Below are 23,360 nucleotides of genomic sequence, written 5' to 3'. Positions count from 1 at the left end.
ATCCGCTCTTGGTGCTATTTTACAAACTGCGCGGATTAATGATCAAAACCGGGATTGGTACGGTTTAATTTTCGCATCAAGCCCGGCCAGACCAGATTGTCTCCCAAGCCCGGCATGAAGGCAGGAGCGGTTTGTTGATGGACACGGGCACCCATTTCTTCGGGCTCTTCATGAAGATGTTCAGCCCCGCCAACAGCCTGTGCGAGAATTTGGGTTTTACAAGCATTTTCAAGAAAATACATGCGCAAGAAAGCCAAGGCGCAATTTTGCCCGATTGTGAGCGTGCCATGGTTCCGCAATATCAGCAGATTTTTCTCACCGACATCATTGATCAACCGTTCGCGTTCCTCGAGATCCAGGGCAATGCCTTCATAATCATGATAAGCCAGATCATTCCGGACCTGCATAGAAAATTGAGTATAGCGGCGCAGGCCTTCTTTTTGGACGGACACCGCAATACCATAAGGTGTGTGGACATGGATGACACAACCTGCATCTTCGCGAGCACTGTGAACAGCGCTGTGAATGGTAAAGCCGGCTGGATTGATAAAATAGGGCGTGTCTTGCTTGATATTCCCTTCAAGGTCGATTTTCACCAGCGCACTTGCGGTCATTTCATCAAACATGACGCCATAGGGGTTTATCAAAAACCGCTCTTCGCCATCTTCATCAGGCAAGCGCGCGGAAATATGAGTAAAGACCAGATCGGTCCATGCGTGCATCGCACATAGCCGGTATGTCGCTGCTAGATCGCAACGCAATTTCCATTCGGCATCGGATACTTTCCCTTCGAGCCGGTCAATGGTGGTGGGATCCGGAATATTAAATCCTGCATCCACATTCATTGCGCTTCCACTGTCTTGTAATGCGGTGGCCATCTTGGTTCTCCTCGTCGAATCATTGCCCTGGGCTATCCCTATACTGGCATAATTTTATCTTGATAGAATAGCTTTTGTTCAGCCGCGCAAAAGTCCCAATGCGGCATAAGCCTTGTCTACGGTCGGTTGCGCCAAAGCCTGCGCCCGCTCGGCACCATCTTTGAGAATGGCATCGATCCCATTTTCGTCTGCGCGCAATTGCTGATAGCGATCGCGAATGGGGGACAGCTTGGCCACGGCAAGCTCGGCCAAAGCCGGCTTAAATGCTCCAAATCCTTGTCCGGCAAATTCATCCACTACAGATTGCGGTGTGCAGTCAGCGAGCGCTGCGTAAATGCCCACGAGATTTTTTGCTTCCGCTCGCCCTTCCAGTCCGGCCATCAGATCGGGAATGGGTTCGGCATCGGTTCGGGCCTTTTTAATCTTTTTGGCGATCATATCATTATCATCTGTCATGTTGATCCGGCTGAGATCGGATGGATCGGATTTCGACATTTTGGCGGCACCATCGCGCAGCGACATGATCCGTGCCGCGGTTTCACCAATATAAGGTTCTGGCAATGTGAACACGTCTTCATTTGTGTCATTGTTAAATTTGGTTGCAATATCGCGGGCCAATTCGAGATGTTGTTTCTGGTCTTCACCCACCGGCACGTGGGTGGCCTGATAGATGAGCACGTCAGCAGCCTGCAGGACCGGATAGCCATATAGGCCCAAGGAACTGCGTTGTTTATGCTTGCCTGATTTTTCCTTGAACTGAGTCATGCGATCCAACCAACCCATGGGTGTGTTGCAGATGAGCAGCCACGCCAATTCGGCGTGGCCGGGAACGCGGGCCTGATTGAACAAAATCGACTTTTGCGTGTCCACGCCTGCGGCAATCAGAGCTGCGGTCATATCCCGGCAGTTCGCGGTTAGCTCCGTCGGATCATTAGGAACCGTAATCGCATGCAGATCTGCCAGAAAAAACAGACATTCACTACGGTCTTGCAGTTTGACCCAATTTTTAATCGCACCCAAATAATTGCCAAGGTGCAAATTACCCGTCGGCTGGATGCCCGAAACTGTCCGCATGATCGATTATCCTTCTTGTCCAGCCTGTTCGGCTGCTTTTTTCTTCGTCAGCATAGTGATTTTGTCGCGATCAACGGCGCCGGTTACCCATGCTAACACGGCATAGACCAGACCGCCAACGCTCACCAAAGCGGTAATGGATCCGATCCTTTGCCATACGGTGCCCCCATAGAGCGTGTCGCCAATCGGCGCGGCATAGATTAGCACAACCGCCATGCCCGCAGCCGACAGGGTGATCCGACCAATGCGCCATAGCAGCGCCAATTTGAGATGAAAATGCCCACGACGATGGAGCATCGCATAAAGCATGAGGCAATTTGTCCACGCGGCTACAGCGCCGGCAAAGGCCAAACCGACAATGCCATAGAGCGGTATGAGCAAGAGATTGAGCGCGATGTTCACGCCCAAGGAAATCGCCGCTGTATAGACCGGAGTGCGGGTGTCCTTGCGGGCAAAAAAGCCTGGTATCAACACTTTGACCAGCACATAAGCGGGTAGACCGACGACCAATGCGGCCACGACATTGGCGGTAGTTGCGCCATCGCTCGCAGCAAAATTGCCACCGACATAAAAAGATGTGACCAGTGGTCCGGCGGCAAAAAACAGTGCAATGGCAGCAGGAATGGTGAGCAGCATCGCCAATTCAATCGCATTGCTTTGCAGGCGTTGTGCGCCGCCTTGATCATTTTTGGCAATGAACCGGGACAAAGCGGGCAAGATAGCCGTGCCCAAGGCAATGCCAATAATCCCCAATGGCAATTGGTTCAGCCGATCAGCCATGGCCAGATAAACAAAACTGCCTTCCGGCAAACGGCCCAAAAAGAATAAATCGATAAACCGGCTGATCTGATAAATGCCCGCGCCAAAAATCGCGGGTAAGATGAGTATCCCCAATTCCTTGATGTCAGGCGTGATACGCGGCCGGTGAATGGCGAAGGAAAAGCCCGCTTTCCGGGCCCAATAATAGAGCCAGACCATTTGCAAAAACCCGGCCAGGGCGACGCTGAATGCTAAGAGATAAGCGGCCAAATGGGGAACCGATTCCAGTTTCACGCCGAGCATAAACCCATAGTTTTCAGTGGTCGGCACAGCACCACCACTGGTTATCACCATGGTGATCAGCAAGGCGCTGATCATACAGATATTGAGCATGATTGGGGCTGCTGCTGCGGCGGCAAAACGACTTACCGAATTGAGGATTGCGGCAAATAAAGTCGTCACGCTTATCAGACCAAGATAGGGAAAGGTGATGCGCGCGAGGCTGATGGTAAAATCTGTCGTCCGCCCCCCTTCGCCAAAATCGTCGATAAACCAAATAATAGCCGGCATTGCGAGCATGAATATTGCGGAGAAAAATAGCAGGATCGGAACAAAGACCGATAAAACGTCAATCGCGAAATTCTGTGCCGCCGATCGTTGTTCATCTTCTTCCATTTTGCGATTGAACAAAGGCACAAAGGCTGCAGAAAAAGCTCCTTCTGCAAAGAGGCGGCGAAAAATATTCGGCAATTGGAAAGCAAGCTGCCACGCATCGGCAGCGGCGCCTGCGCCCAGAACACGGGCCAGGATAATATCGCGCATGAAACCGAAAATACGGCTGACCATCGTCAGCCCGGCAATTGTTCCGGTAGATTTGAGCAGATTCATCGGAAGCTAGAGCGGCAGGACATAATGCCTTCAGGGCTGCATGTCGGGAAAACCGTCCAGGCGCATAAATTTCCCTTCGGCATACTCTGACGGAGCAAGTCGAAGGGAGAAATCATGACCAGATTAAGCGTTGCCAACCGGTTGTTCTCCGGTTTGCATGGCGGCTTGTTGCTCGCGTTGCTGCATGTACAGCGCCGTGAAATCGATTGGCTCGAGCATCAGCGGCTGGAATCCGGCATCCCGCACGGCGTCTGAAATAATGGCGCGTGTGAACGGAAACAAGAGACGCGGAGCTTCAGCGAATAAAAACGGATGGGCTTGTTCGTCAGTAACGTTCCGCAGGCCGAAAAGTCCGGCATAAAGAAGCTCGACCTGGAATGCGATGCCTTGGTCGGCTTTAGCGACAACATCAATCTTCAACTCCACTTCGTGCACTTCATCGGACACAGGTTTGGAACCTATGTTGAATTGTACGTCAATTTGGGGCTGCGTTTCCCACTGATAGACGTCAGGAGCATTCGGATTTTCAACAGACAGATCTTTGATATATTGAGAAATTACACCAATTTGTGGTTGATTGTCTGCGCCATTGGCCGCTGCGTCCGGCGTTGTAACATTACCATTTTCTTCAGCCATAAGGCTCATCCTTTCGGGCAATTGAATATTTGAAACGGGGAAATGTAAATGCCCCCTTCAGCCCGCGCGCCTAGCAGGGCTTGGGGAACAGGGCAATGCCCGAAATAGTGCCGGTGGATCACAATAGAGTTAGGGTAAAGGGCTAAAATCTTGTAAGCGCCCATTCACAAACAACCGGCTAAATTGATATATAATGGTATGCAATTGGTTCTTATTGTCACCGCTGCGGCAGAAAAGAGTGTAAAGCCATTTGAAAATGGCGCAATTCCTGCCTATGTAGAGACTATTGAGATATTGGAGATATCGTGACTATCGAGATTGTTGTTTTAGCTATGGTGGCCGCCTTTTTGGGCCTCCGCCTCTATTCCGTTTTGGGAAAACGCACCGGCCATGAGCAGGAGCATACGCCCCGAAACGTAGAGAATGGCTTGGATAAGCGGCCACAGGACCGGGCCGCCTTGGATGATAGTCGGGATGGACCTGTTCCCGATATTAGCCCTGCTTCCCCGCCGCCGGCACCGCGTCCAACCATGATTTATGACGCCGCTGCCGAATCGGGCATGCGCGACATTATCCAAGCAGACCGCAATTTTGATGCTGGCCGGTTCGTAGAGGGCGCAAAAGCTGCCTATGGCATGATTTTGGAAGCCTTTTGGTCGGGCGACCGGGAACAGCTTAAACAATTATGCGACGATGACGTGTATGACAGCTTTACCGCCGCGATCGATGCGCGCGAAGAAAATGGCGAATTGCTCGAAAATAGTCTCGTGGGAATAGATGAGGCGCGGATTTGCGATGCTGAATATGATCGTCCGGTGGCGCGGATCACCGTGCGGTTTGACGCTGATATTGTTGCGGTTGTGAAAGATAAAAAGGGTGCTTTAATCGGCGGCTCGCTTACCGATGCCGTGGAGACACATGATGTGTGGACCTTTATGCGCGATCTCTCCAGCGCGGATCCCAATTGGATATTAGACGAGACTGATGAAGCGTAAGGCCTTCGTGGGGCAAAGCATTACAATCATGAAATTGGGAAGTATTTTTGGCGCATTGACGCTTTTGAGCGCCTGTTCTTTGACGCTTATTCCGGAAGGTGCTGCGCAAGGGGCTTCGCCTGAAGAGGGTGAATGGGTGCAAGGCGATAGCGCATCCCCAGCGCAAACTGACGCTTCTGGAAGCACGTCGATCCCCAATATAACGGGCCCGCTGGAAGCTGTTCCGGCTGAAAATATTACACCTGTTTCAAACGACCAATCTCGTGCAACCGGCGCAGGGGTCGGATATGGTCCGGCGATCGCCTCGCTCAATATCCGCCCTGAAAAGGCCATGGCAGGACTCAAATCTTTTCGCACAAGCTGCGGATCGTTGGTGCGTAGAACCGACAATAGCGGATTGACGGAAGGCGAAGATTGGCGTCCCGCCTGTAAAGCATCAAAAGCCTGGCCCGAAAATGATGCCCGGTCCTTTTTTGTACGCTATTTTGAAGCGGTCCAAGTCGGCGATGGCCGGGCGTTCGCAACCGGATATTTTGAACCACAGATTCAAGGATCCCGGGTGCGCACCGCAGCCAGTCAGGTTCCGATCTATAAGCGCCCACCCAATTTGCTCGATGTTGATCTTGGTCAATTTTCCGATGCCTTGAAGGACAAGCGTATTCGCGGCAAAGTGGATGGCAATAAGTTGGTTCCCTTTGAAGAGCGCGCCCAAATTGATGATGGTGCATTGGAAAGCCAAGGGCTCGAAATTGGCTGGGCTTCGGACTATATAGAGTTTTTCTTCCTGCAGATCCAAGGGTCGGGCCGCGTTGCCTTGCCGGATGGCACCGTCATGCGCATCGGATATAATGGGCAAAATGGTCGTGACTATACAGGTATTGGGCGTGTGATGCGCGAACGCGGACTGCTGGCAGATGGCAAAACCAATATGCAGGGCATTGTGGAATGGTTGCGCGCCAATCCGGAAGAAGGCCGCAAGATTATGCGGGAAAATAAAAGCTACATCTTTTTTCGTGAGTTAACCGGTCCCGGGCCGCTCGGCGCAATGGGGCATCCGGTTGTCGGACGGACATCCGTTGCAGCGGACCGGAAATTTGTCCCCTTGGGCGCGCCGGTATTTTTGGACATGGCGCATAATATTGCCGATGGTCTGTGGATCGCTCAGGATACTGGCGGCGCGATTAAAGGGTCTAATCGCTTTGATACCTTTTGGGGCGCGGGCGAAGAAGCGGCCCAAATTGCTGGAGGCATGGCATCACGCGGACAGGCGCTGCTCTTTTTGCCCAAAGGCAGTGTCGCGAAATTGCGGCAAAACTGGCAGGGCAATTAAGCGCGATGGCGGACCGGCCCCTTACCGCCGGCGAAAAGGCGCTGTGGCAAAAAGTCATCGAAACGGTAGAGCCGCTTGATCAAGCGCGAGTCAGCCGCATCAAGGCCTTGCCAGTGGCCAAAAAACTACGCGATGTCCGCGGTCCGATTACCGCAGAAAGTTTCGGCGGCGCCAGCAAGGCGATTCCACTCCGAGATCAGAATCCAATACCGGAAAAAACCGGATTGGATGGCCATTGGGATCGCAGGCTACAAAAAGGCGTGATCTATCCTGATGTAACCATTGATCTGCATGGATATACTTTGTCTTCGGCGCATGGCCGACTGGACAGCGCTCTGGAATTGAGCATTGCCGCTGGCCATCGCGCCATTTTGTTGATTGCGGGCAAAGAGCGCAGCGAACAACAACGCCGGGAACAAGGCGGCCGTGGTGCCATTCGCGCTGCTATTGCAGATTGGCTCGCCGCATCGCGCCATGCGCCGGCCATAGCGGCTGTCCGCCGCGCACATCCGCGTCATGGCGGGGCAGGCGCGCTCTATATAATTTTGCGCCGCCGGCGATAGTCACCCGGCCTACCGGTTAAGAAGTTTAACGCAGCGCGCGCTGCACGATGAGCGTATAGATTTTTGCCAATTGATCCAGATCTTCTACGGCCACCGCTTCGTCCAGCTTGTGCATCGTCGCATTGCACAGACCAAATTCCACGACGGGAACAATTTTAGAAAGGAAGCGAGCGTCTGATGTTCCGCCTGTGGTCGACAATTCTGGTTGCTCACCCGTCACTTCGCTAATGGCATCGGCAATAAGCTGTGAAAAATCGCCCGGCGGCGTGAGAAAGGGTTCTCCAGAGATTATCGGGTTTAAAGTCCCGCCATGACGGTTCACAATCTCATCGATCAGCAAACTCAAGCTTTCGCCGCTATGCTGATCATTAAAGCGGATCGACAAGCGGGCCTCGGCTTTGGCGGGAATGACGTTATGTGCCGGATTGCCCACATTGAGATCGGTAAACTCAATATTGCTCGGCTGAAACCATTCGGTTCCATTATCGAGCGTGATTGCGTCAATTTCACTCATAATTTTGGCCAATTTGGTGATCGGATTGTCCGCCAGATGGGGATAGGCGACATGGCCTTGCGTGCCATCTACGGTGATCCACATATTGACTGATCCGCGCCGGCCGATCTTCATCATATCGCCGAGCTTATGCACCGACGTGGGTTCGCCGACCAAGCAAAGATCCGGAGTGATACCGCGTTCTGCCATCCAATCCATCAAGGCAACCGTGCCAAAACGCGCGGGGCCTTCTTCGTCGCCGGTGATGATCAGGCTGATTGTGCCGAGATCTGCAGGCAGATCGTGCAGCGCGCTGACAAAGGCGGCGATACTGCCTTTCATATCGACCGCGCCGCGGCCATGGAGCAAATCGCCTCTCACTTCGGGAACAAACGGATCACTGGTCCAACCGTCACCTGGAGGAACGACATCCAAATGTCCAGCAAAAGCAAAATGCTTAGATCCTTTGGTGCCGGTGCGTATTGCGAAAAGATTTTCAACCGCGCCGCCGAGATCCGTCTCTTCGGGTCGGTCGCCGGCAATGAATCGCGACACTTCAAAGCCCAAAGGTTTGAGCATGGCTTCCATGCTGTCAAAAACGGAGCCGGTAGCCGGTGTGATGCTGGGGCAAGCGATCAGATCGCGCGCGAGGTCTAGCGCAGATTTTTTGGTCATAGCGGTCATTCGCCAAAAGGCTGTTCAAGCCGTTCGATGACCCAAGGTTCTTCCGCTGCCGCTTCCATCCATTGTCCGATCCAATCATGTTCGGTCATTGTTTCCATATAGGCTTCGGCAAAACCGGGGACCTGGATACCGTAAGTTTGGAAGCGGGAAATGATCGGCGCATACATGATATCCACTGCGCCAAAAGTCCCAAACAAAAACGGACCACCGCGGCCAAAACGAGCGCGCGCTTGCGCCCAAAGTTGCATGATACGGGCGGCATCCTGGCGTACTTCGGGCGTGAACTCGAGCCCTTCATATCGCTTGCGAGTGTTCATCGGACATTGCTTGCGGATCGCCATGAACCCGCTGTGCATTTCCGCCGCCATGGAGCGTGCCATGCCGCGCGCGGTTTCATCTTTTGGCCAGAATCGGTCGCGATGGGTTTTGTCTGCCAGCCAGTCAATAATCGCCAGGCTGTCCCAAATGACGCTGTCGCCATCCCATAATATCGGGACTTTACCCCCGGACGGCGCAAAATTCTCCGTTTGCCGCACGTCGTCCCAATCTTCTCCGAAGAGCGGAACGGTCAGTTCTTCAAAGGAGAGGCCGGATTGTTTGCAAGCCAGCCATCCGCGCATAGACCAGCTGGAATAAGCCTTATTTCCGATAATCAGTTTCATGTTCCGCCTTCATTTGAGGGTCTTGTCGGAGCGATCCGGATGGGTATCGAGATAGCGCCAGTCTGTAACAGAATCCAGTTTTGTCGGATCGGTTCCAAAAAGCAAGAAACCTGTCTAAATTTCTACCGCCTCCAGCACCGCTCGGCGCAGTTCATCAATCCCCTGTTTTTTCTCGGACGAGGTGATGATCAAATCGGGGTGAGCGGCGGGATGTTTTTTGGCTGCTGCGATAACCTCTTCCTTGGTCGCCTCCAGGGCGGCGGTTTTCACTTTGTCGGCCTTGGTCATGACAATGCGATAGCTGACAGCCGCCTTGTCTAGCATTTCCAGTACATCTTCATCGGTATTTTTAATACCGTGGCGCGAATCGATCAGCACAAAAGTGCGCTTGAGCACTTGCCGCCCGCGCAGATAATCATTGATCAGATAGCGCCATTTCTGGACCACTTTCGGGGGGGCTTTGGCAAAGCCATAGCCGGGCATGTCGCATATGCGAAAGAGCGGCGGCCCGTTTTGCGTATCGCCAATATCGAAAAAATTAAGCTCTTGCGTGCGGCCGGGCGTATTGGACGTGCGCGCAAGTCCATTGCGTCCTGTCAAAGCATTAATCAGCGAAGATTTGCCGACATTGGAGCGGCCGGCAAAGGCAATTTCGGGCGCAACCGGGTCGGGCAGAAACTGCAATTGGGGCGCCGATTTCAAAAAGGAAATGGGCCCCGAGAAAATTTTAGGATGCAAAGGTTTCATAAATTAACACTCATCATGCCGACCCGGATCCAGCATGACGAACCCAGAGTGCGAGATTTTTCTAATTTGATTTGGCGGCCTTTTCTTCCTCTGCCTTTTTGGCTTTTTCTTCGGCATCCTTGGCCATTTGTTCCTTCAACTGGGGATGGCGCGAATATAGCCATTTCTGTTGGGCAATGGTCAATATATTTGAAACCGTCCAATAGAGCTGCAACCCGGCTGCAAAAGGCGCCATGATAAAGACTAAGATCCAAGGCATCAGACCGAAGATTTGCTGTTGCATCGGGTCCATTTGCTGTGGGTTGAGTTTAAATTGATAGTGCATCGTGATGCCCATCAAAATCGGCAATATGCCAACCGCCAGGAAGCTTGGCGGATCAAATGGGATTAAACCGAATAGATTGACCGGAGTCATCGGATCGGGTGCGGACAGATCCTTGATCCACAGCGCAAAGGGCTGATGCCGCATTTCAATCGAAAGCATGAGGACTTTATACAGCGCAAAGAAAATCGGAATTTGCAAAAAGATCGGGAGGCAACCAGCCAGTGGATTGACCTTCTCATCCTTGTACAGCTTCATGATTTCTTGCTGTTGCTTTTGTTTGTCGTCCTTAAACTTTTCCTGAATTTTCTTCATCTTGGGTTGCACGGCCCGCATTTGTGCCATGGACGCAAATTGTTTCTGGGCGATGGGGAACATGATCCCGCGAACCACAAAGGTCATCAAGATGATCGCAACGCCGAAATTGCCTGAAAATTTGAACAACCAATCGAGCAGATAGAAAAGCGGCTTCTCGAACCAATAGAACCATCCCCAATCGACCGCTCGGTCGAGCAGCGTGATATTATATTGGTCTTTATACGTATCGAGAAGAGCCGTTTCCTTCGCGCCGGCAAATAGCCGTGTAGTGGTCTTGAGCATTTTGTCCGGACCGATGACTTGCGCATTTTCTCGAGCAATTTGCGCTTGATACACATCGCCTTTGCCCGCACGAAACTTGGCTTCGACTTTTGCTTTGCTCACAGGAATAAGCGCACCGAGCCAATATTTATCGGTGAAGCCCACCCAGCCATCAGAAGCATTGGCGGCAATCCCATTGGCGCCGGCTTCATCGACATCTTCATAATCAGTGTCGAAATTGGCAATGCCGTCAAACACGCCCATCGGGCCAATATGAATAGTCCAGCTATCCGCTTCTCCGGGCGGAACATTGTCGAGATCGCGCACCCGGCTGATGATTCCAAAAGGGTTGAGAGCGATGGCATTTTCACCTCGATTGGTAACGGTCTGTTCCGCAGTGATCAGGTAATTTTCATCCACTGACAAGGTGATGGCATAGGTTTGTCCGGTCGTATTGGACCAGCTTAATGTGATAGGAGTCTGCGGCGTCAGACGAGGTTTGTCGGCACGCCAGAGGGTTGTGTCATCGGGTACGGCAATATTGTCACCTGCCCAACCAAAGCGACTAAAATAAGCATTTTCCGTGCCGGATGGTGAGAATAACCGAACCGGCGGACTGTCTTTGTCCAATGCGGTTGTGTGATCAGTCAGCGTGAGATCATCAATCCGTGCCCCTTGCAGGTTGATCGAACCCATTAGGCGGGGCGTTTCAATTTTGACGCGCGGGCTTTCCGCTAGAACGACAGGCAATTTGCGGATGATACCAGCCGCAGCATCGGCGCCAATCGCTGCCGAACCGGTGGTGGTGGAGACGGCAGGGGCAGAGCCATTGGCAGTCGATGCCGGATTCGCACCAGCTTCGCTGGACTGTTCGACAGCTTCGTTTTTATTCACCATGTCCGGGAAAAATGTCTCCATCAATACCGGCCATCCGAACAGAATAATTCCAGTCAGCAATACCGCCATGATGATGTTGCGCTTGTCGTCCACACTAATTCCTAAATTCTGGCTTAAAGGTTGATTTTACACCGCTGTGCGACAGTGGTGCATGGGGTCAGGGAACCGGGTCGTAACCCGAGCCACCCCATGGATGACAGCGCAATAGCCGTTTCATGCCCAGCCAGCTACCCTTAATTGCACCGTGTTTGGTGATGGCTTGAATCGCGTAAGCGGAACAAGTTGGGCTGAATCGACATGTGGGTGGCAGAATGCGAGATGGCCCCCATTGCCAGCACCGTATAAAGAAGATGAAAATCGCCTTGAACATGGGTTTTAGACCTTGTTTGCGAGATGGTTGAGGGCTTTCGTAACATCTGTTTTCATTGCTGCGAAATCCTGTTCATCATTTTTTTTGCGGCCGATCAAAATATGATCCACACCGGCGATGCCATGTTGCGGCAATATGTCCATCAACAGCGCGCGAAAGCGACGTTTCATCCGATTGCGGGCCACAGCATTGCCAATTTTCTTGGTCACGGTAATGCCATAGCGCATCATTTGCGGGTCAACGCTATGGGCCGGGGGGCGTTTATACGCGAGCAGAACGAAACTGGATGCGACAAATCTTTTACCGCGATTCGCGGCAAGAAAATCAGGTCGATTGCGAATCACCGCAATCGATTGCCGTGCACTTGCAAATATAGGGGGAGGGACGTCTATGGCAGATAGACAATCTCCAGAAACCCGTTCACCAACCCGTTCGCCACTTTTGGGCTGCGGGAATTTATCCGGTTCAGGCAGAGAGCTTCTTGCGGCCACGGGAACGGCGGGCTGCCAGCACTTTACGGCCTCCTACAGTCGCTTTGCGGGCGCGGAAACCATGGCGCCGTTTACGGACCAGGCGGCTCGGTTGAAATGTGCGCTTCATCGCATTTGTCCTACGTCTAAAATTTCGATAAAAAAGGCCGCCATAAGCTGCGGCCTCTGTGTTGACGCTGCGGATAAGTGGGCAGCCGCAGAAAGTCAAGCATTAGCCCGCCCGTTCCGGTAAAAAATCAACTTTCCGACTTGATTTTCACCTTGCCAACAAGCGGCAATTCAAAATCGTCTGGCAAGTCTTTGTGGCGTTTGCGACGCATAGCCCAATCCGTCCATTGCCCATATTGCGGAAAACGGCGTTTGAAATCGACATATCGTTTCTTGGCCCAGCGGGAATTTTGCAGGACCAGCGCTAGTCCAATCGGGAACATGATGATAAAGCCAGGGCCCGGAATAGCCCCTACAATCGGGGATAATAGCATCAGCGCAAAGCCGAGCACAGTCAGTGCGAATCGCGCACCGGACGTATAACGCCATCGCTTTTTACTCAGTTTATCGTCCATTGTTATTTTCATACCCATAATGTGGGAGATCGCAGCGCGGCTCGCAAGCCACACTGTCGAAGAAATCAGGCTGCTGGTCGATTATCCCGTTTTCTTATGGATATGAGATGAATGGCAAAGAAAAAGTCTATGCGGCCACAGCGAGCGGCCGAACCGGCTGCTAGTGCAGCAGTTGAAAGCGCGCGAGGTCGTTGCGAGACAATTTCAATTGTTCTGCAAAAGGCACGCTGTTGGTCAGCCTATAAAAAGCCCGGGCCTTGTCAGCGGGTATGCCCATTTCCGTATAATAGTTGAGATATTCGGCATGGACGGGATCATGGGGCGGATAGTCATTGGCTTCTCGGCCATCTTCATCCATCCAGCTATGGACGACAAATTCGGCCCCTTTGTCGGCGGTATGGCGTACTCCCGCTAGGAACAGTTCGACCGCCCCGGAACGGATGGAACCGCGTGCCGGAACATGGGTGCTAATGCCCGCACGCCGGATTTGACGGGCCAGATTGAGATTGGCTTCTTCGTCAATCGAACCATCGCAATCGATCATGTTTATCCGTTTAATCTTGGGGAAATGTTGGAGCATTTTCTGAAATTGAGCCGGGCTGTAACTATCGACCGTCCCCGACATTTCCACCGTGTCAGCGGAAATGACGCGAAACGGGCCATAGACCGCTTGAGCAGGTGCTGCCGACCATTGCGATGGCGTTTCAACACCATATTCCGGTTCGACAATATCATATTCGAACGTTTCAACAATTTCGGTGACGACATAGCTGCTATCCGCGGCTTTGGCTTGCTGCGCAGGTGACAGTAAAAGTGCAAAAGCTGCAAATACCGTGACCCACAAGCTCAGGCCAAAATGCTGTCTTTCTGCGACTGCGGTCTGTTCTGCACCGTTTGTCTTTTGTTTCATCACCATGTCCATGCAGCGCTTCTGCCAGACAGCGCTTGCTAAACTATGGAAACGGTTGGTTTGCAGGAAATTAACCAAGAAAAGGCTCGGATAAGCGGCAAGAAGTGTGAATTTTGACGGTTCCGGTCAACAGCGCGCGAAGCGCTCGACTATTGGCGAGCAGATTGTCAAAAAGCCAATATTGCTCGGAACAAGGCGGTGCGACATGGTAGCATTGGTATCCACCGCGGCCTATCTGGGATTGGAAGCGCGCGCGGTGGAGGTGCAATGTCAGGTCGCAGCGGGTGTTCCAGCCTTTAATATTGTCGGTCTGCCGGACAAGGCTGTTGCAGAAAGCCGAGAACGGGTCCGCGCGGCTATTGCTGCCTTGGGTCTCTCTCTTCCGCCCAAACGGATTACAATTAACCTCTCCCCCGCCGATTTGCCCAAAGAAGGGTCGCATTATGACCTGCCGATAGCTTTGGCTCTATTGGGAGCGATGGGTATGATTGATGCGGAAACGCTCGCGAGCTTCCTGGTGGTTGGTGAATTGTCGCTGGATGGGCGATTGGCGGCAACACCCGGCGTGTTGCTTGCAGCGCTGCATGCGTCTGCACAAGATCGGGGTTTAATTTGCCCGGCAGAACAAGGGGCCGAGGCCGCCTGGGCGGGCAAAATTGAAATTCTGGCGCCGCGCGACTTGCTCGCTTTGCTCAACCATTTTAAGGGCCAGTCCGTTCTATCGCCGCCGGTCCCTGGGATCGCGGCAGAACCCGAGCAGGGCCCGGATATGAAAGACGTAAAAGGCCAGGAAGTGGCCAAACGGGCGCTCGAAATTGCCGCTGCGGGCGGGCATAATCTATTGATGAATGGCCCGCCCGGGTCCGGCAAATCTCTGCTCGCTGCCTGTCTGCGCGGGATATTACCGCCATTATCTCCAGCAGAGGCATTGGAAGTGTCCATGGTCGCCAGCGTGGCGGGAATTCTCGAAGGCGGTCAAATGAGTCGCACCCGGCCGTTTCGGCATCCCCACCACAGCGCTTCAATGGCGGCTTTGGTTGGCGGCGGGCTAAAAGTGCGTCCCGGAGAAGTCAGCTTAGCGCATCTGGGGGTTTTGTTTCTCGATGAATTGCCGGAATTTCAGCGCCCAGTCCTTGATTCGCTGAGGCAGCCACTGGAAACCGGTGAAATCAGCGTAGCGCGCGCCAATGCCCATGTGACCTTTCCGGCCCGGGTTCAAATGGTCGCGGCGATGAACCCTTGCCGCTGCGGGCATATTGGTGATGCGACCTTGGCTTGTTCGCGCGCGCCCAAATGTGCTGCGGACTATCAAGCCAAAATTTCCGGACCATTATTGGACCGCATTGATATTCATATTGAAGTGGGTGCGCTTTCGGCCGCCGATTTGACCATGCCGGCATCAGCGGAGCCATCGCAGCAGGTTGCTGCTCGGGTGGCGCGCACGCGTTTGGTGCAAAGCGAGCGCTATATAAATATGGCGGTGCGGACCAATGCCGAGATTGATGGAGACGCGCTGGAAAAATTTGCCGGGCCCGACGAAGCCGGACGACGCCTATTGACTCAGGCAACCGAAAAGCTGCGGCTATCGGCGCGCGCCTATACCCGGGTAATGCGTCTGTCTCGGACGATTGCCGATATGGCGCAAGCGGATCAAGTGGGCCGAATTCACGTCGCCGAAGCGCTTAGCTATCGCCGCCAATCGCCGCGCAATTGACAGGGAAAGGCCGCATCAACCTATTTTTTGGTTAGGCCGCCTTGTCGTCAGGCGTTAGTTCCAGCGGCGGTGATTTTTTTGCCATATCGACGGTAGTCTTGGCGATATTAGGCGATTTGGCGCTCTTATGCTTGAACTTGCCATCGACATGACCGCCTTGTTCAATCGTGACATTCTCATAGGAGACGTCACCGCCGATGCGGGCACTAGAGCTGATGACCAAATCACCGGCTTCAATAGAACCTTCAACCGCGCCCGACAGGCTTGCATTTTGGGCGATAATCGCGCCTTGAATTTTGCTAGACGGCCCTTGGACAAGCGACAGGCAGCGAATATCACCGATCACTTCGCCATCAATGTGAAGATCTACTTTGGCATCAATATTACCGGTAATGGTAATGCCGTCACCGATGATCGAGAAACTTGATCCGTTGCTGGCGTTGCTTCTAGCCACGGCTGGAGCCTGACTTTTTGGTGCGCTTCGCTGGTGCATTGGTTCGCTGTCTTGCGACGGCTTGGACTTTGAGAACATCTGTATTCGCCTCCAGAAATGGTCGAGGATTGACCGCTTTGCCATTCAGCCGCACTTCAAAATGAAGATGCGTGCCGGTGGACCGACCGGTACTTCCCATTGCCCCCACTTGTAAGCCTTGTTTCACTTTTTGACCAGTGGTCACGTGAATTTTTGAAAGATGCGCATAGCGGGTCATCAGCCCATTGCCATGCGCGATTTCGACGGTTTTGCCATAGCCGGATTTCCATCCGGCATGGGTAATTTCCCCAGCAGCGGCCGATAGAATTGGCTGACCGTGCGGGCCCTTAAAATCTATCCCGCTATGCATGGCGCCGCCGCCGGTAAACGGGTCTCGGCGATAGCCATAGCCGCTCGACATCATGTTAATGTCAGCGGGCATCGCAGACGGGATGGTCAATAAAGTACGTTCCAGTTGATCCATCCGCAGCAACGCATTGTTGAGTCGCTCCAAAGTCGGGTGCAGCGCTTTCTTTTCGTCACCAAAAAACGGAATATAGGGCCCCCCAACCGATTGATTGTCGGTGGCGGTTAATGTTGCGGGATTGAGCCCAAATTCGCGAATGGCGGCTTCTGCCTGGGCGCTGCGTTTCTGGGCGGCCCGCGTCAACCGCTGCGCAAAAGCAATCTGCCGGGCTTCAAACCGGGCCAATGCCGCTGCTTCCGGAAAGGCCGCGCTAATTTTCTTGGTGTTTTCAGATAATTTTTTCTCAGTCTCGGAAAGACTTTGTGCTTCACCATCAGTTTCTTCACCGATAAATTGTTCGGTGATTTGCTCCATGGCATTTTGGCGCTGGATCAAATCTTGCGCGACGCCATCAATCGACCTTTTATATTCGTCGATTCGGCTTTCGCTGCTATTTACGGCGGCCTCTTTCTCAGCCAATGCCAACCGTTCGCTGGAAACAGTGAATTGATTGACGGTCATGGCCAAGGTGATCAGCAGCCAAAGACCGATGACCGAGCCAAGACCGATAGCGACCCGCTTTTGCAAGGTGCCAGAAATGGTCAGGAAACGAACCTGCCCGTTTGCACGCATGAAAAATTCGCGATCTGTAAACAGACGATCCAATCGAGCCATTAGCCCCGGCTTGGTGTTGTTATGATGCATGACCCAATTACTCTTACTAATCCCCGATACGCCGGTAGCAGAGGGGTAGGTGTCCGGCGAATCCTCCCGGCAAGACTCGTGACGAGTCGAACCAACTATGCGGTGAATTGCAAAATTAATGTAAAATTAACCGACGGTAGTCGTGATTTTCGAGTCGTCTGCACAAAACCTCCGGTCTCTAAAAAACGAGACTGGCGTCAGATGAGGTCCGATTTTCGTTTATATGAAACTATCAGCCATGCTAGCACGCCCAAATGACTGATCATATTCAAGCAATGACCGCAATGGGTGAGCGGGCCCGCGCTGCTTTTGCGGTCATGTCCTGCGCATCGGATGCGCAAAAAAGCGCCGCTTTGTCGGCTGCGGCGACCGCATTGCGCGACGGTCAATCTGATATATTAGCGGCCAATTTTCGCGATATGGATCAAGGACGAGACAAGGGCCTGAGTGAAGCCATGCTGGACCGTTTGATGATCGACGAACAGCGACTTGACGCCATAGCGTCAGCGGTGGAACAAGTTGCCCAATTGGCGGATCCCGTCGGGCAAATTATTGACCGGAGCAATCAGGCTAATGGCCTGGTTATGGAGCGGATTCGGGTGCCGCTTGGCGTGATCGGGATCATCTATGAAAGCCGTCCAAATGTCACAGCCGACGCAGCGGCTCTGGGATTGCGATCTGGCAATGCGGTTATATTGCGCGGGGGGTCAGAGGCGGTTGAAAGCAATCGGGCTATTCATGCTGCCATGACCGCTGGCATCATTTCTGCTGGCTTGCCAGAAGATGCTCTTCAAATGATCCAAACCACGGACCGGGAAGCGGTTGGCGCAATGCTGAAAGCAGCGGGCCTGATCGACATTATCATCCCGCGCGGCGGAAAATCCCTGGTAGCCCGCGTGCAGGATGAAGCGCGGGTTCCCGTGCTCGCGCATCTTGATGGGATTTGCCATACCTATATTGGCCGTTCGGCTGATCAGGACAAAGCTATCGCAATTGCGGTTAACGCAAAAATGCGCCGCACGGGCGTGTGCGGAGCGATGGAAACATTGCTGATTGATCAGGATTATCCCGCGCCGGGGCCACTATTAAGGGCGCTTCTCGAGGCCGGCTGTGAAGTGCGCGGAGACGATGCGATTATGGAACTTGATCCGCGCACGGTATCGGCCGAAGCGGAAGATTGGGACACCGAATATCTGGCTCCGATCGTGGCGGCTCGGATGGTCGGCGGCGTCGAGGATGCATTGGCCCATATTGCAGACCATGGATCGCATCATACGGATGTTGTGGTGACAGAAGACGAGGCGGTGGCCAATCAATTCATCCAGCGCGCTGATAGCGCCATAGTCATGTGGAATGCCTCCAGTCAGTTTGCCGATGGCGGCGAATTTGGTCTGGGTGCGGAGATCGGAATTTCTACAGGCCGTCTGCACGCGCGCGGCCCGGTCGCGTTGGAAGGATTGACAACCTATAAATGGGTGGTGCGCGGAACCGGGCAGATCCGTCCTTGATGTTTGCGGCTTTGGACATGGGTCAGAAAATGCTGGTTATCGGCGGCATATTGAGTCTGCTTGCCAGCGCTATGCATATCGCGATCATCGTGGGTGGACCGGATTGGTATCGGTTTTTCGGAGCCGGTGAGGCCATGGCACAAATGGCGGAGAAAGGATCGGCTTATCCGGTGATAATCACTCTTGCCATTGCCGCCATTCTGGCAATTTGGGCTTGGTTTGCGTTTGCCGGCGCAGGGTTGCTGTGGCGGCCACCGCTCTTGCGGACCGGATTATTCGCAATTAGCGCAGTTTATTTGCTGCGCGGCCTTGTGCTGGTGCCGATGTTTTTTGTCACACCCGATAAAATCAACGCTTTCGCTATCTGGAGTTCGTTGATCGTGCTGATTTACGGTTTTTTCTATAGTTTCGGTACGTGGAAATCTTGGGCCAGCCTCTCATGAAAACCACGGGCCTTTTGGGTGGTTCATTTAACCCCGCGCATGGCGCGCATCGCTCGATCAGTTTGTTTGCGATGGAGGAATTGGCACTGGATGAACTGTGGTGGCTGGTGTCGCCGGGTAATCCGCTAAAAGAAGGGGCCAAGGACATGGCGCCGCTTCACGCCCGTCTGGCATCAGCGCGGAAAATGGCGCGGCGCAGCGCCATTCGGCCCACAGCAATCGAGCAGACATTGGGCACCCGCTATACTTATGACACGCTGCGCGCGCTCATTCGTCGCTACCCGAAAAGACAATTTATCTGGATCATGGGCGCTGACAATCTCGCGCAATTTCATCGCTGGAAAGACTGGCGGAAAATTGCCCGATTATTGCCGATTGCAGTTATTGCTCGGCCCAGCTATAACGATGATGCTATTGCGGCCCCCGCAATGGCGTGGCTCCGGCGTTCCGTCCGACCCGCGAGCCAGCGGATGAACTGGACTAATTGGAGTACGCCAGCGCTGACATTTTTGCGCTATCGTCCCGACCCTCGCTCGGCCACCGCGATCCGGATGGCTCAGCCCCATTGGCACAAACAATATGCGAATCGCTGCGTCCGTGACGCCGTGACCCGTAAATTGCTTTGCCAAACAGATTGATTGGATTTGAATTGACGAAATCGAAAAGCAGAACACTGAAATCAGCGACTTCCAAAGAAGGAAAAGCCGAATCAGATGCGCTCTATGCCTTGGTGATGCAGTCGCTCGACGATGATCAGGCCCAGGATATTGTCACCATCCCTCTTGAGGGCAAAAGCAATATTGCCGATCATATGGTCATTGCCGAAGGCCGTTCGACGCGCCAGGTCGCGTCGATGGCGCAAAAGCTTGCGGAACGGGTTAAACAAGCGGGCGGCGAAGCGCGCATAGAAGGATTGGCCAATGCCGATTGGGTGCTGATCGATGCCGGCGATGTCATCATTCACCTGTTCCGTCCCGAAGTGCGCAGCTTCTACAATCTCGAACGTATGTGGGCGGTTGGCGAAGAGGATGAAGCCGCGGCAGCAGAAGCGTAACATTACGGGGCGCGACCAGTATGAGGCTTCATATCGTTGCACGGGGCAAAATAGGCCGGGGCCCGGAACAGCAATTGGTTGAGCGCTATGTCCAACGGATAAAATGGGACGTACAATTGAGTGAATTGCCCGAACAAGGCGGAAAAACCCCGAAATTGTCGGACCAAACGAAAATTATCGCCCTGGATGAAACCGGTGAAAACTGGACCAGCAAAGCTTTCGCCACAAGGCTGAACGGCTGGCGGGACAATGGTATACGCGAAACCCGTTTCTTGATCGGGGCAGCCGATGGGCTTTCTGCCGAAGAACGCGGCAGTGCCGATCATTTTTTCTCCTTTGGCAAGGCCACTTGGCCGCATTTAATGGCGCGGGCGATGCTCGCCGAACAATTGTTCAGAGCCACGGCGATTATCGCCAATCACCCTTATCATCGGGAAGGATAAGCAAGTGCGTTGGTTTGTCTTCACCCTTGGTCTGGCTTTTGTGGCAGCGTTTTGCGCAGCCACGCTTCCCGCGCAAACCCGCGCACCGTCACTGGCCGAAGAGCAGCGCGCCTTGCTGTCGGCTCGGGAACAATCTGACAAAGCGCGGCAACGCAGTAGCGCTTTGCGCCGACAAGCTGACGCGGCAACTGACGAAGCGGACCGGATTGCCAGCGAAGCTGCAGCCCTGGCGGCCCGTATTCAAGCGGCCGAGGCTGATATCCGAGCGGCCCGTTCGCGCATCGCTATTGTGGAGCAGCTGCAGCAGCGGCAGCGTGCACGGCTGGCCGAAAAACAAGGTCCAGTGGTGCGCTTAACCGCGGCGTTGCAGATGATGACGCGCAAGCCAACGGCACTGACACTGGTTGAGCCGCGGTCCTTGGATGAGCTTATTTATATCCGGTCCATAATGGCCACGGTCGTGCCCGAAATTGAGCAGCGCACAGCCAGTTTGCGCAACGAAGTGGCGCAAGGCGAAAAATTGCGGATTCAAGCAGCCAGAGCCATTGCCTCGCTTAACAAGAGCCAAAAGCGATTGGCTCTGCGGCGCAAGCAATTGGCTGGGCTGGAGGCCAATGAACGGGTTGAAGCGCAGCAATTTTCCGATGATGCCGGCTTGGAGCAAGATCGCGCGCTGGCGCTGGGCGAAGAGGCCCGCGATATACTTGATTTGATGGATCAGATTCGAGAGAGCGGGACCGTGCGCGCATCGTTAGCGCAGCTTGATGGACCGTTATTACGACCCAATCAAAATGGCGATGGTGCGGCCGCTGGCACCGTCCAGAAAACCGATGTTGCCAATGCCTATAGATTGCCGGTTATTGGCGATATTGTTACCGGACTGGGAGAAGTATCGGACAGCGGGTATCGGTCGCGGGGATTGACATTGGCGGTGGCGCCGGGCGCGCAAATTGTCGCGCCTGCTGCGGGCCGCATCGCCTTTTCCGGCGAATATCGCGGCTATGGCAATATATTGATCATTGAACATGACGCCAATTGGACCAGTTTGATCACCAATATGGCGACCACCAGCAAAGAAGTTGGCGACCGGGTTGTTCAAGGCGCTCCTGTCGGCCGGTCTGGCAATGATGATCCTAATGTTACCGTGGAATTGCGCCGCAATGGCCGTCCGATCGATATCGCGGCGTTGATTGGCTGAGCTGAGACAGCAGATCCGGACCGTTACGACCGATAAAAGCGCAGGATTTCAAACTTTTTTCATTTGGCTGTCATAGTTGGTTAAGGTGCTTGGCATTATCGCTAATGCGCGCCTATATTCAGATATTGAAGAGACTCACAGGAAGCCCGTTATGAAAAAGCCGTTTCTGCAAGCAACCGCTCTGGTTTTGACCGTCGCTCTGCTCCCCGCCACCACATCGGCCATTTCTGCCGTCGATGCTAGTACCTATCGCGAGATGGAGCAGTTTATGAGCGTGTTTGACCGGGTGCGCACCGACTATGTTGATCAAGTGGATGATACAGATCTGATCAAGGGAGCGATTAATGGCATGTTGGGCAGCCTTGACCCGCATAGCAGCTTTTTGGATGCGCGTGATTTTGAAAATTTACGGACCCAGACCGACGGCAATTATGGCGGATTGGGTCTTTCAGTCACCCTTGAAGACGGTGCGGTGAAAGTAATTGCGCCCTTTAAAGACACGCCAGCCGATAAAGCCGGGGTGAAGGCGGGCGACTATATTACCCATATTGATGGATCTTTGATCTACGGCGGTTCCCTCGACGAAGCGGTAGAAGAAATGCGCGGCAAGCCAGGATCGCCGATTAGCTTGACGATAGTGCGGCCGGGCCGGGACAAGCCTTTTGATGTTTCGATGAAACGCGCCATCATTGATTTGAAGCCGGTGACTTGGGAAGTGAAAGACAAAATTGGCGTGATCAGCATCAACAGCTTTTCCAATGACACGGGCGCGGATGTGAAAGCCGCGATTAGCGGGATTGATAAAGCCTTGGGTAGAAAGCCTTTGGGCTATGTTCTCGATATGCGGTCCAATCCCGGCGGACTGCTCGATGAAGCGGTGAATGTTTCGGATGTCTTCCTGTCGCGCGGAGAAATTGTTTCGCAACGCGGCCGGGGGAAATCCGATATTGAACGCTATTTTGCGAAAACTGGTGATTCTGCCAATGGCCTGCCGGTCATCGTCTTGATTGACGCGGGTTCAGCATCGGCATCTGAAATTGTTGCTGGCGCGTTACAGGACCATCATCGCGGTTTGGTGATGGGCGAGCGCAGCTTTGGGAAAGGATCGGTGCAAACCTTGCTTCCGCTATCCAATACTTCTGCGCTGCGGCTAACGACGGCTCGCTATTATACGCCATCGGGCAAATCGGTGCAGGAAGGGGGCATTGAGCCCGATATCATGGTTCCGCAACTGTCCGACCCCGATTATAAAACACGGCCGCGTTTCCGCGAGTCTGATTTGCGCAGACATCTTATCAATGAGGTGAAGCTGGAAGATGATGTGTTGGAAGAAGATGCCAAGGATGATCCGCGGTTTACTGCAACAGCGGAAGAGCTAAAAGAAGAAGGCATTGAAGATTTTCAATTGCATTATGCATTGCAAACCATCGGCCGCCTCGGTCCTGAAGGATTGAAAGTCGCGATGAACAAGGCAGCAGCGAAGAAATCGGCAAAACCGACCATCGCTAAAAACTAG

The 23,360-nt window shown here is 53.4% G+C and carries 26 protein-coding genes; 11 read left to right on the top strand and 15 right to left on the bottom strand.

Annotated elements, in window-relative coordinates; translation table 11 throughout:
* Positions 1-35: 35 nt before the first annotated feature.
* The 4 genes from ABJU74_RS07675 to secB all read right to left on the bottom strand — a co-directional run bounded on the left by ABJU74_RS07675 (position 36) and on the right by secB (position 4,235).
* Positions 36-878: a class II aldolase/adducin family protein gene (locus tag ABJU74_RS07675; RefSeq protein ID WP_348383633.1), complete on the bottom strand. Its 843-nt coding sequence runs from the start codon at positions 876-878 to the stop codon at positions 36-38.
* 78 nt (positions 879-956) lie between these two features.
* Positions 957-1,952 (bottom strand): tryptophan--tRNA ligase, encoded by a 996-nt coding sequence (gene trpS / locus ABJU74_RS07670; protein ID WP_348383634.1) that lies wholly within the window; start codon positions 1,950-1,952, stop codon positions 957-959.
* A 6-nt stretch (positions 1,953-1,958) separates the two neighbouring features.
* The gene (murJ, locus tag ABJU74_RS07665; protein ID WP_348383635.1) at positions 1,959-3,599 is read right to left on the bottom strand and encodes a murein biosynthesis integral membrane protein MurJ; all 1,641 of its coding nucleotides are present in this window, start codon (positions 3,597-3,599) and stop codon (positions 1,959-1,961) included.
* 123 nt (positions 3,600-3,722) lie between these two features.
* Positions 3,723-4,235 carry a protein-export chaperone SecB gene (gene secB, locus ABJU74_RS07660; protein ID WP_348383636.1) on the bottom strand — a complete coding sequence of 171 codons (513 nt, stop codon included), beginning with the start codon at positions 4,233-4,235 and terminating at the stop codon, positions 3,723-3,725.
* A 305-nt stretch (positions 4,236-4,540) separates the two neighbouring features.
* Here secB and ABJU74_RS07655 point away from each other — a divergent pair, with 305 nt between their 5' ends.
* From ABJU74_RS07655 to ABJU74_RS07645, 3 genes are read left to right on the top strand one after another with little or no spacing between them, the layout of a single operon-like run.
* Entirely contained in the window at positions 4,541-5,230 is a 690-nt protein-coding gene (locus tag ABJU74_RS07655) for a Tim44/TimA family putative adaptor protein (RefSeq protein ID WP_348383637.1), read from the top strand.
* Positions 5,220-6,560: a murein transglycosylase A gene (locus ABJU74_RS07650; RefSeq protein WP_348383638.1), complete on the top strand. Its 1,341-nt coding sequence runs from the start codon at positions 5,220-5,222 to the stop codon at positions 6,558-6,560. Before ABJU74_RS07655 ends, ABJU74_RS07650 begins: the two co-directional genes overlap by 11 nt.
* A gap of 5 nt (positions 6,561-6,565) precedes the next feature.
* A complete protein-coding gene (locus tag ABJU74_RS07645; protein WP_348383639.1) occupies positions 6,566-7,123 on the top strand; it encodes a Smr/MutS family protein in 558 nt (185 codons plus the stop codon).
* 25 nt (positions 7,124-7,148) lie between these two features.
* Here the strand turns inward: ABJU74_RS07645 and dapE are convergent, their stop codons facing one another.
* From dapE to ABJU74_RS07600, 9 genes are all read right to left on the bottom strand, one after another.
* The gene (gene dapE, locus ABJU74_RS07640; protein WP_348383640.1) at positions 7,149-8,291 is read right to left on the bottom strand and encodes a succinyl-diaminopimelate desuccinylase; all 1,143 of its coding nucleotides are present in this window, start codon (positions 8,289-8,291) and stop codon (positions 7,149-7,151) included.
* 5 nt (positions 8,292-8,296) lie between these two features.
* Positions 8,297-8,962 carry a glutathione S-transferase family protein gene (locus ABJU74_RS07635; protein ID WP_348383641.1) on the bottom strand — a complete coding sequence of 222 codons (666 nt, stop codon included), beginning with the start codon at positions 8,960-8,962 and terminating at the stop codon, positions 8,297-8,299.
* A gap of 114 nt (positions 8,963-9,076) precedes the next feature.
* A complete protein-coding gene (gene yihA, locus ABJU74_RS07630) occupies positions 9,077-9,709 on the bottom strand; it encodes a ribosome biogenesis GTP-binding protein YihA/YsxC (protein WP_348383642.1) in 633 nt (210 codons plus the stop codon).
* Positions 9,710-9,770: 61 nt separating this feature from the next.
* Positions 9,771-11,600, bottom strand: coding sequence for a membrane protein insertase YidC (yidC, locus tag ABJU74_RS07625; RefSeq protein WP_348383643.1), 1,830 nt, complete (start codon positions 11,598-11,600; stop codon positions 9,771-9,773).
* 64 nt (positions 11,601-11,664) lie between these two features.
* On the bottom strand, positions 11,665-11,877 hold the full coding sequence (gene yidD, locus ABJU74_RS07620; RefSeq protein ID WP_348383644.1) for a membrane protein insertion efficiency factor YidD: 213 nt from the start codon (positions 11,875-11,877) through the stop codon (positions 11,665-11,667).
* A 5-nt stretch (positions 11,878-11,882) separates the two neighbouring features.
* A complete protein-coding gene (gene rnpA, locus ABJU74_RS07615) occupies positions 11,883-12,368 on the bottom strand; it encodes a ribonuclease P protein component (protein ID WP_348383645.1) in 486 nt (161 codons plus the stop codon).
* Positions 12,343-12,477: a 50S ribosomal protein L34 gene (gene rpmH / locus ABJU74_RS07610; RefSeq protein ID WP_082788408.1), complete on the bottom strand. Its 135-nt coding sequence runs from the start codon at positions 12,475-12,477 to the stop codon at positions 12,343-12,345. The genes rnpA and rpmH overlap by 26 nt, the downstream gene beginning before the upstream one ends.
* A gap of 127 nt (positions 12,478-12,604) precedes the next feature.
* Positions 12,605-12,931 (bottom strand): hypothetical protein, encoded by a 327-nt coding sequence (locus tag ABJU74_RS07605; RefSeq protein ID WP_348383646.1) that lies wholly within the window; start codon positions 12,929-12,931, stop codon positions 12,605-12,607.
* A gap of 160 nt (positions 12,932-13,091) precedes the next feature.
* Entirely contained in the window at positions 13,092-13,841 is a 750-nt protein-coding gene (locus tag ABJU74_RS07600) for an alpha/beta hydrolase (protein ID WP_348383647.1), read from the bottom strand.
* A gap of 205 nt (positions 13,842-14,046) precedes the next feature.
* On the opposite strand from ABJU74_RS07600, the gene ABJU74_RS07595 reads away from it, so the two are divergent.
* Positions 14,047-15,555 carry a YifB family Mg chelatase-like AAA ATPase gene (locus tag ABJU74_RS07595; protein ID WP_348384024.1) on the top strand — a complete coding sequence of 503 codons (1,509 nt, stop codon included), beginning with the start codon at positions 14,047-14,049 and terminating at the stop codon, positions 15,553-15,555.
* A 31-nt stretch (positions 15,556-15,586) separates the two neighbouring features.
* Here ABJU74_RS07595 and ABJU74_RS07590 read toward each other — a convergent pair whose 3' ends face one another.
* Positions 15,587-16,009 (bottom strand): polymer-forming cytoskeletal protein, encoded by a 423-nt coding sequence (locus ABJU74_RS07590; protein ID WP_348383648.1) that lies wholly within the window; start codon positions 16,007-16,009, stop codon positions 15,587-15,589.
* Positions 16,002-17,198: a M23 family metallopeptidase gene (locus ABJU74_RS07585; protein ID WP_348383649.1), complete on the bottom strand. Its 1,197-nt coding sequence runs from the start codon at positions 17,196-17,198 to the stop codon at positions 16,002-16,004. The genes ABJU74_RS07590 and ABJU74_RS07585 overlap by 8 nt, the downstream gene beginning before the upstream one ends.
* Positions 17,199-17,452: 254 nt before the next feature.
* Here ABJU74_RS07585 and ABJU74_RS07580 point away from each other — a divergent pair, with 254 nt between their 5' ends.
* The 7 genes from ABJU74_RS07580 to ABJU74_RS07550 all read left to right on the top strand — a co-directional run bounded on the left by ABJU74_RS07580 (position 17,453) and on the right by ABJU74_RS07550 (position 23,360).
* Entirely contained in the window at positions 17,453-18,706 is a 1,254-nt protein-coding gene (locus ABJU74_RS07580) for a glutamate-5-semialdehyde dehydrogenase (protein ID WP_348383650.1), read from the top strand.
* Positions 18,670-19,149 (top strand): hypothetical protein, encoded by a 480-nt coding sequence (locus ABJU74_RS07575; RefSeq protein WP_348422687.1) that lies wholly within the window; start codon positions 18,670-18,672, stop codon positions 19,147-19,149. Before ABJU74_RS07580 ends, ABJU74_RS07575 begins: the two co-directional genes overlap by 37 nt.
* Complete coding sequence (locus ABJU74_RS07570; RefSeq protein WP_348383652.1) at positions 19,146-19,787, top strand: nicotinate-nucleotide adenylyltransferase; 642 nt, start codon at positions 19,146-19,148, stop codon at positions 19,785-19,787. The genes ABJU74_RS07575 and ABJU74_RS07570 overlap by 4 nt, the downstream gene beginning before the upstream one ends.
* 95 nt (positions 19,788-19,882) lie before the next feature.
* Positions 19,883-20,203, top strand: a complete 321-nt coding sequence (gene rsfS, locus ABJU74_RS07565) for a ribosome silencing factor (protein WP_348384025.1) — start codon at positions 19,883-19,885, stop codon at positions 20,201-20,203.
* 20 nt (positions 20,204-20,223) lie between these two features.
* Complete coding sequence (locus ABJU74_RS07560) at positions 20,224-20,646, top strand: 23S rRNA (pseudouridine(1915)-N(3))-methyltransferase RlmH (protein WP_348383653.1); 423 nt, start codon at positions 20,224-20,226, stop codon at positions 20,644-20,646.
* 4 nt (positions 20,647-20,650) lie between these two features.
* Complete coding sequence (locus ABJU74_RS07555; RefSeq protein ID WP_348383654.1) at positions 20,651-21,844, top strand: peptidoglycan DD-metalloendopeptidase family protein; 1,194 nt, start codon at positions 20,651-20,653, stop codon at positions 21,842-21,844.
* Between the two features lie 151 nt (positions 21,845-21,995).
* Positions 21,996-23,360 carry a S41 family peptidase gene (locus ABJU74_RS07550; protein WP_348383655.1) on the top strand — a complete coding sequence of 455 codons (1,365 nt, stop codon included), beginning with the start codon at positions 21,996-21,998 and terminating at the stop codon, positions 23,358-23,360.

This window comes from Parasphingorhabdus sp. (assembly GCF_039982415.1).
Classification (GTDB): Bacteria; Pseudomonadota; Alphaproteobacteria; order Sphingomonadales; family Sphingomonadaceae; genus Parasphingorhabdus.
The sequence above is the reverse complement of the archived record's forward strand: the minus strand, read 5'-3'. Positions and strand labels throughout refer to the sequence as shown.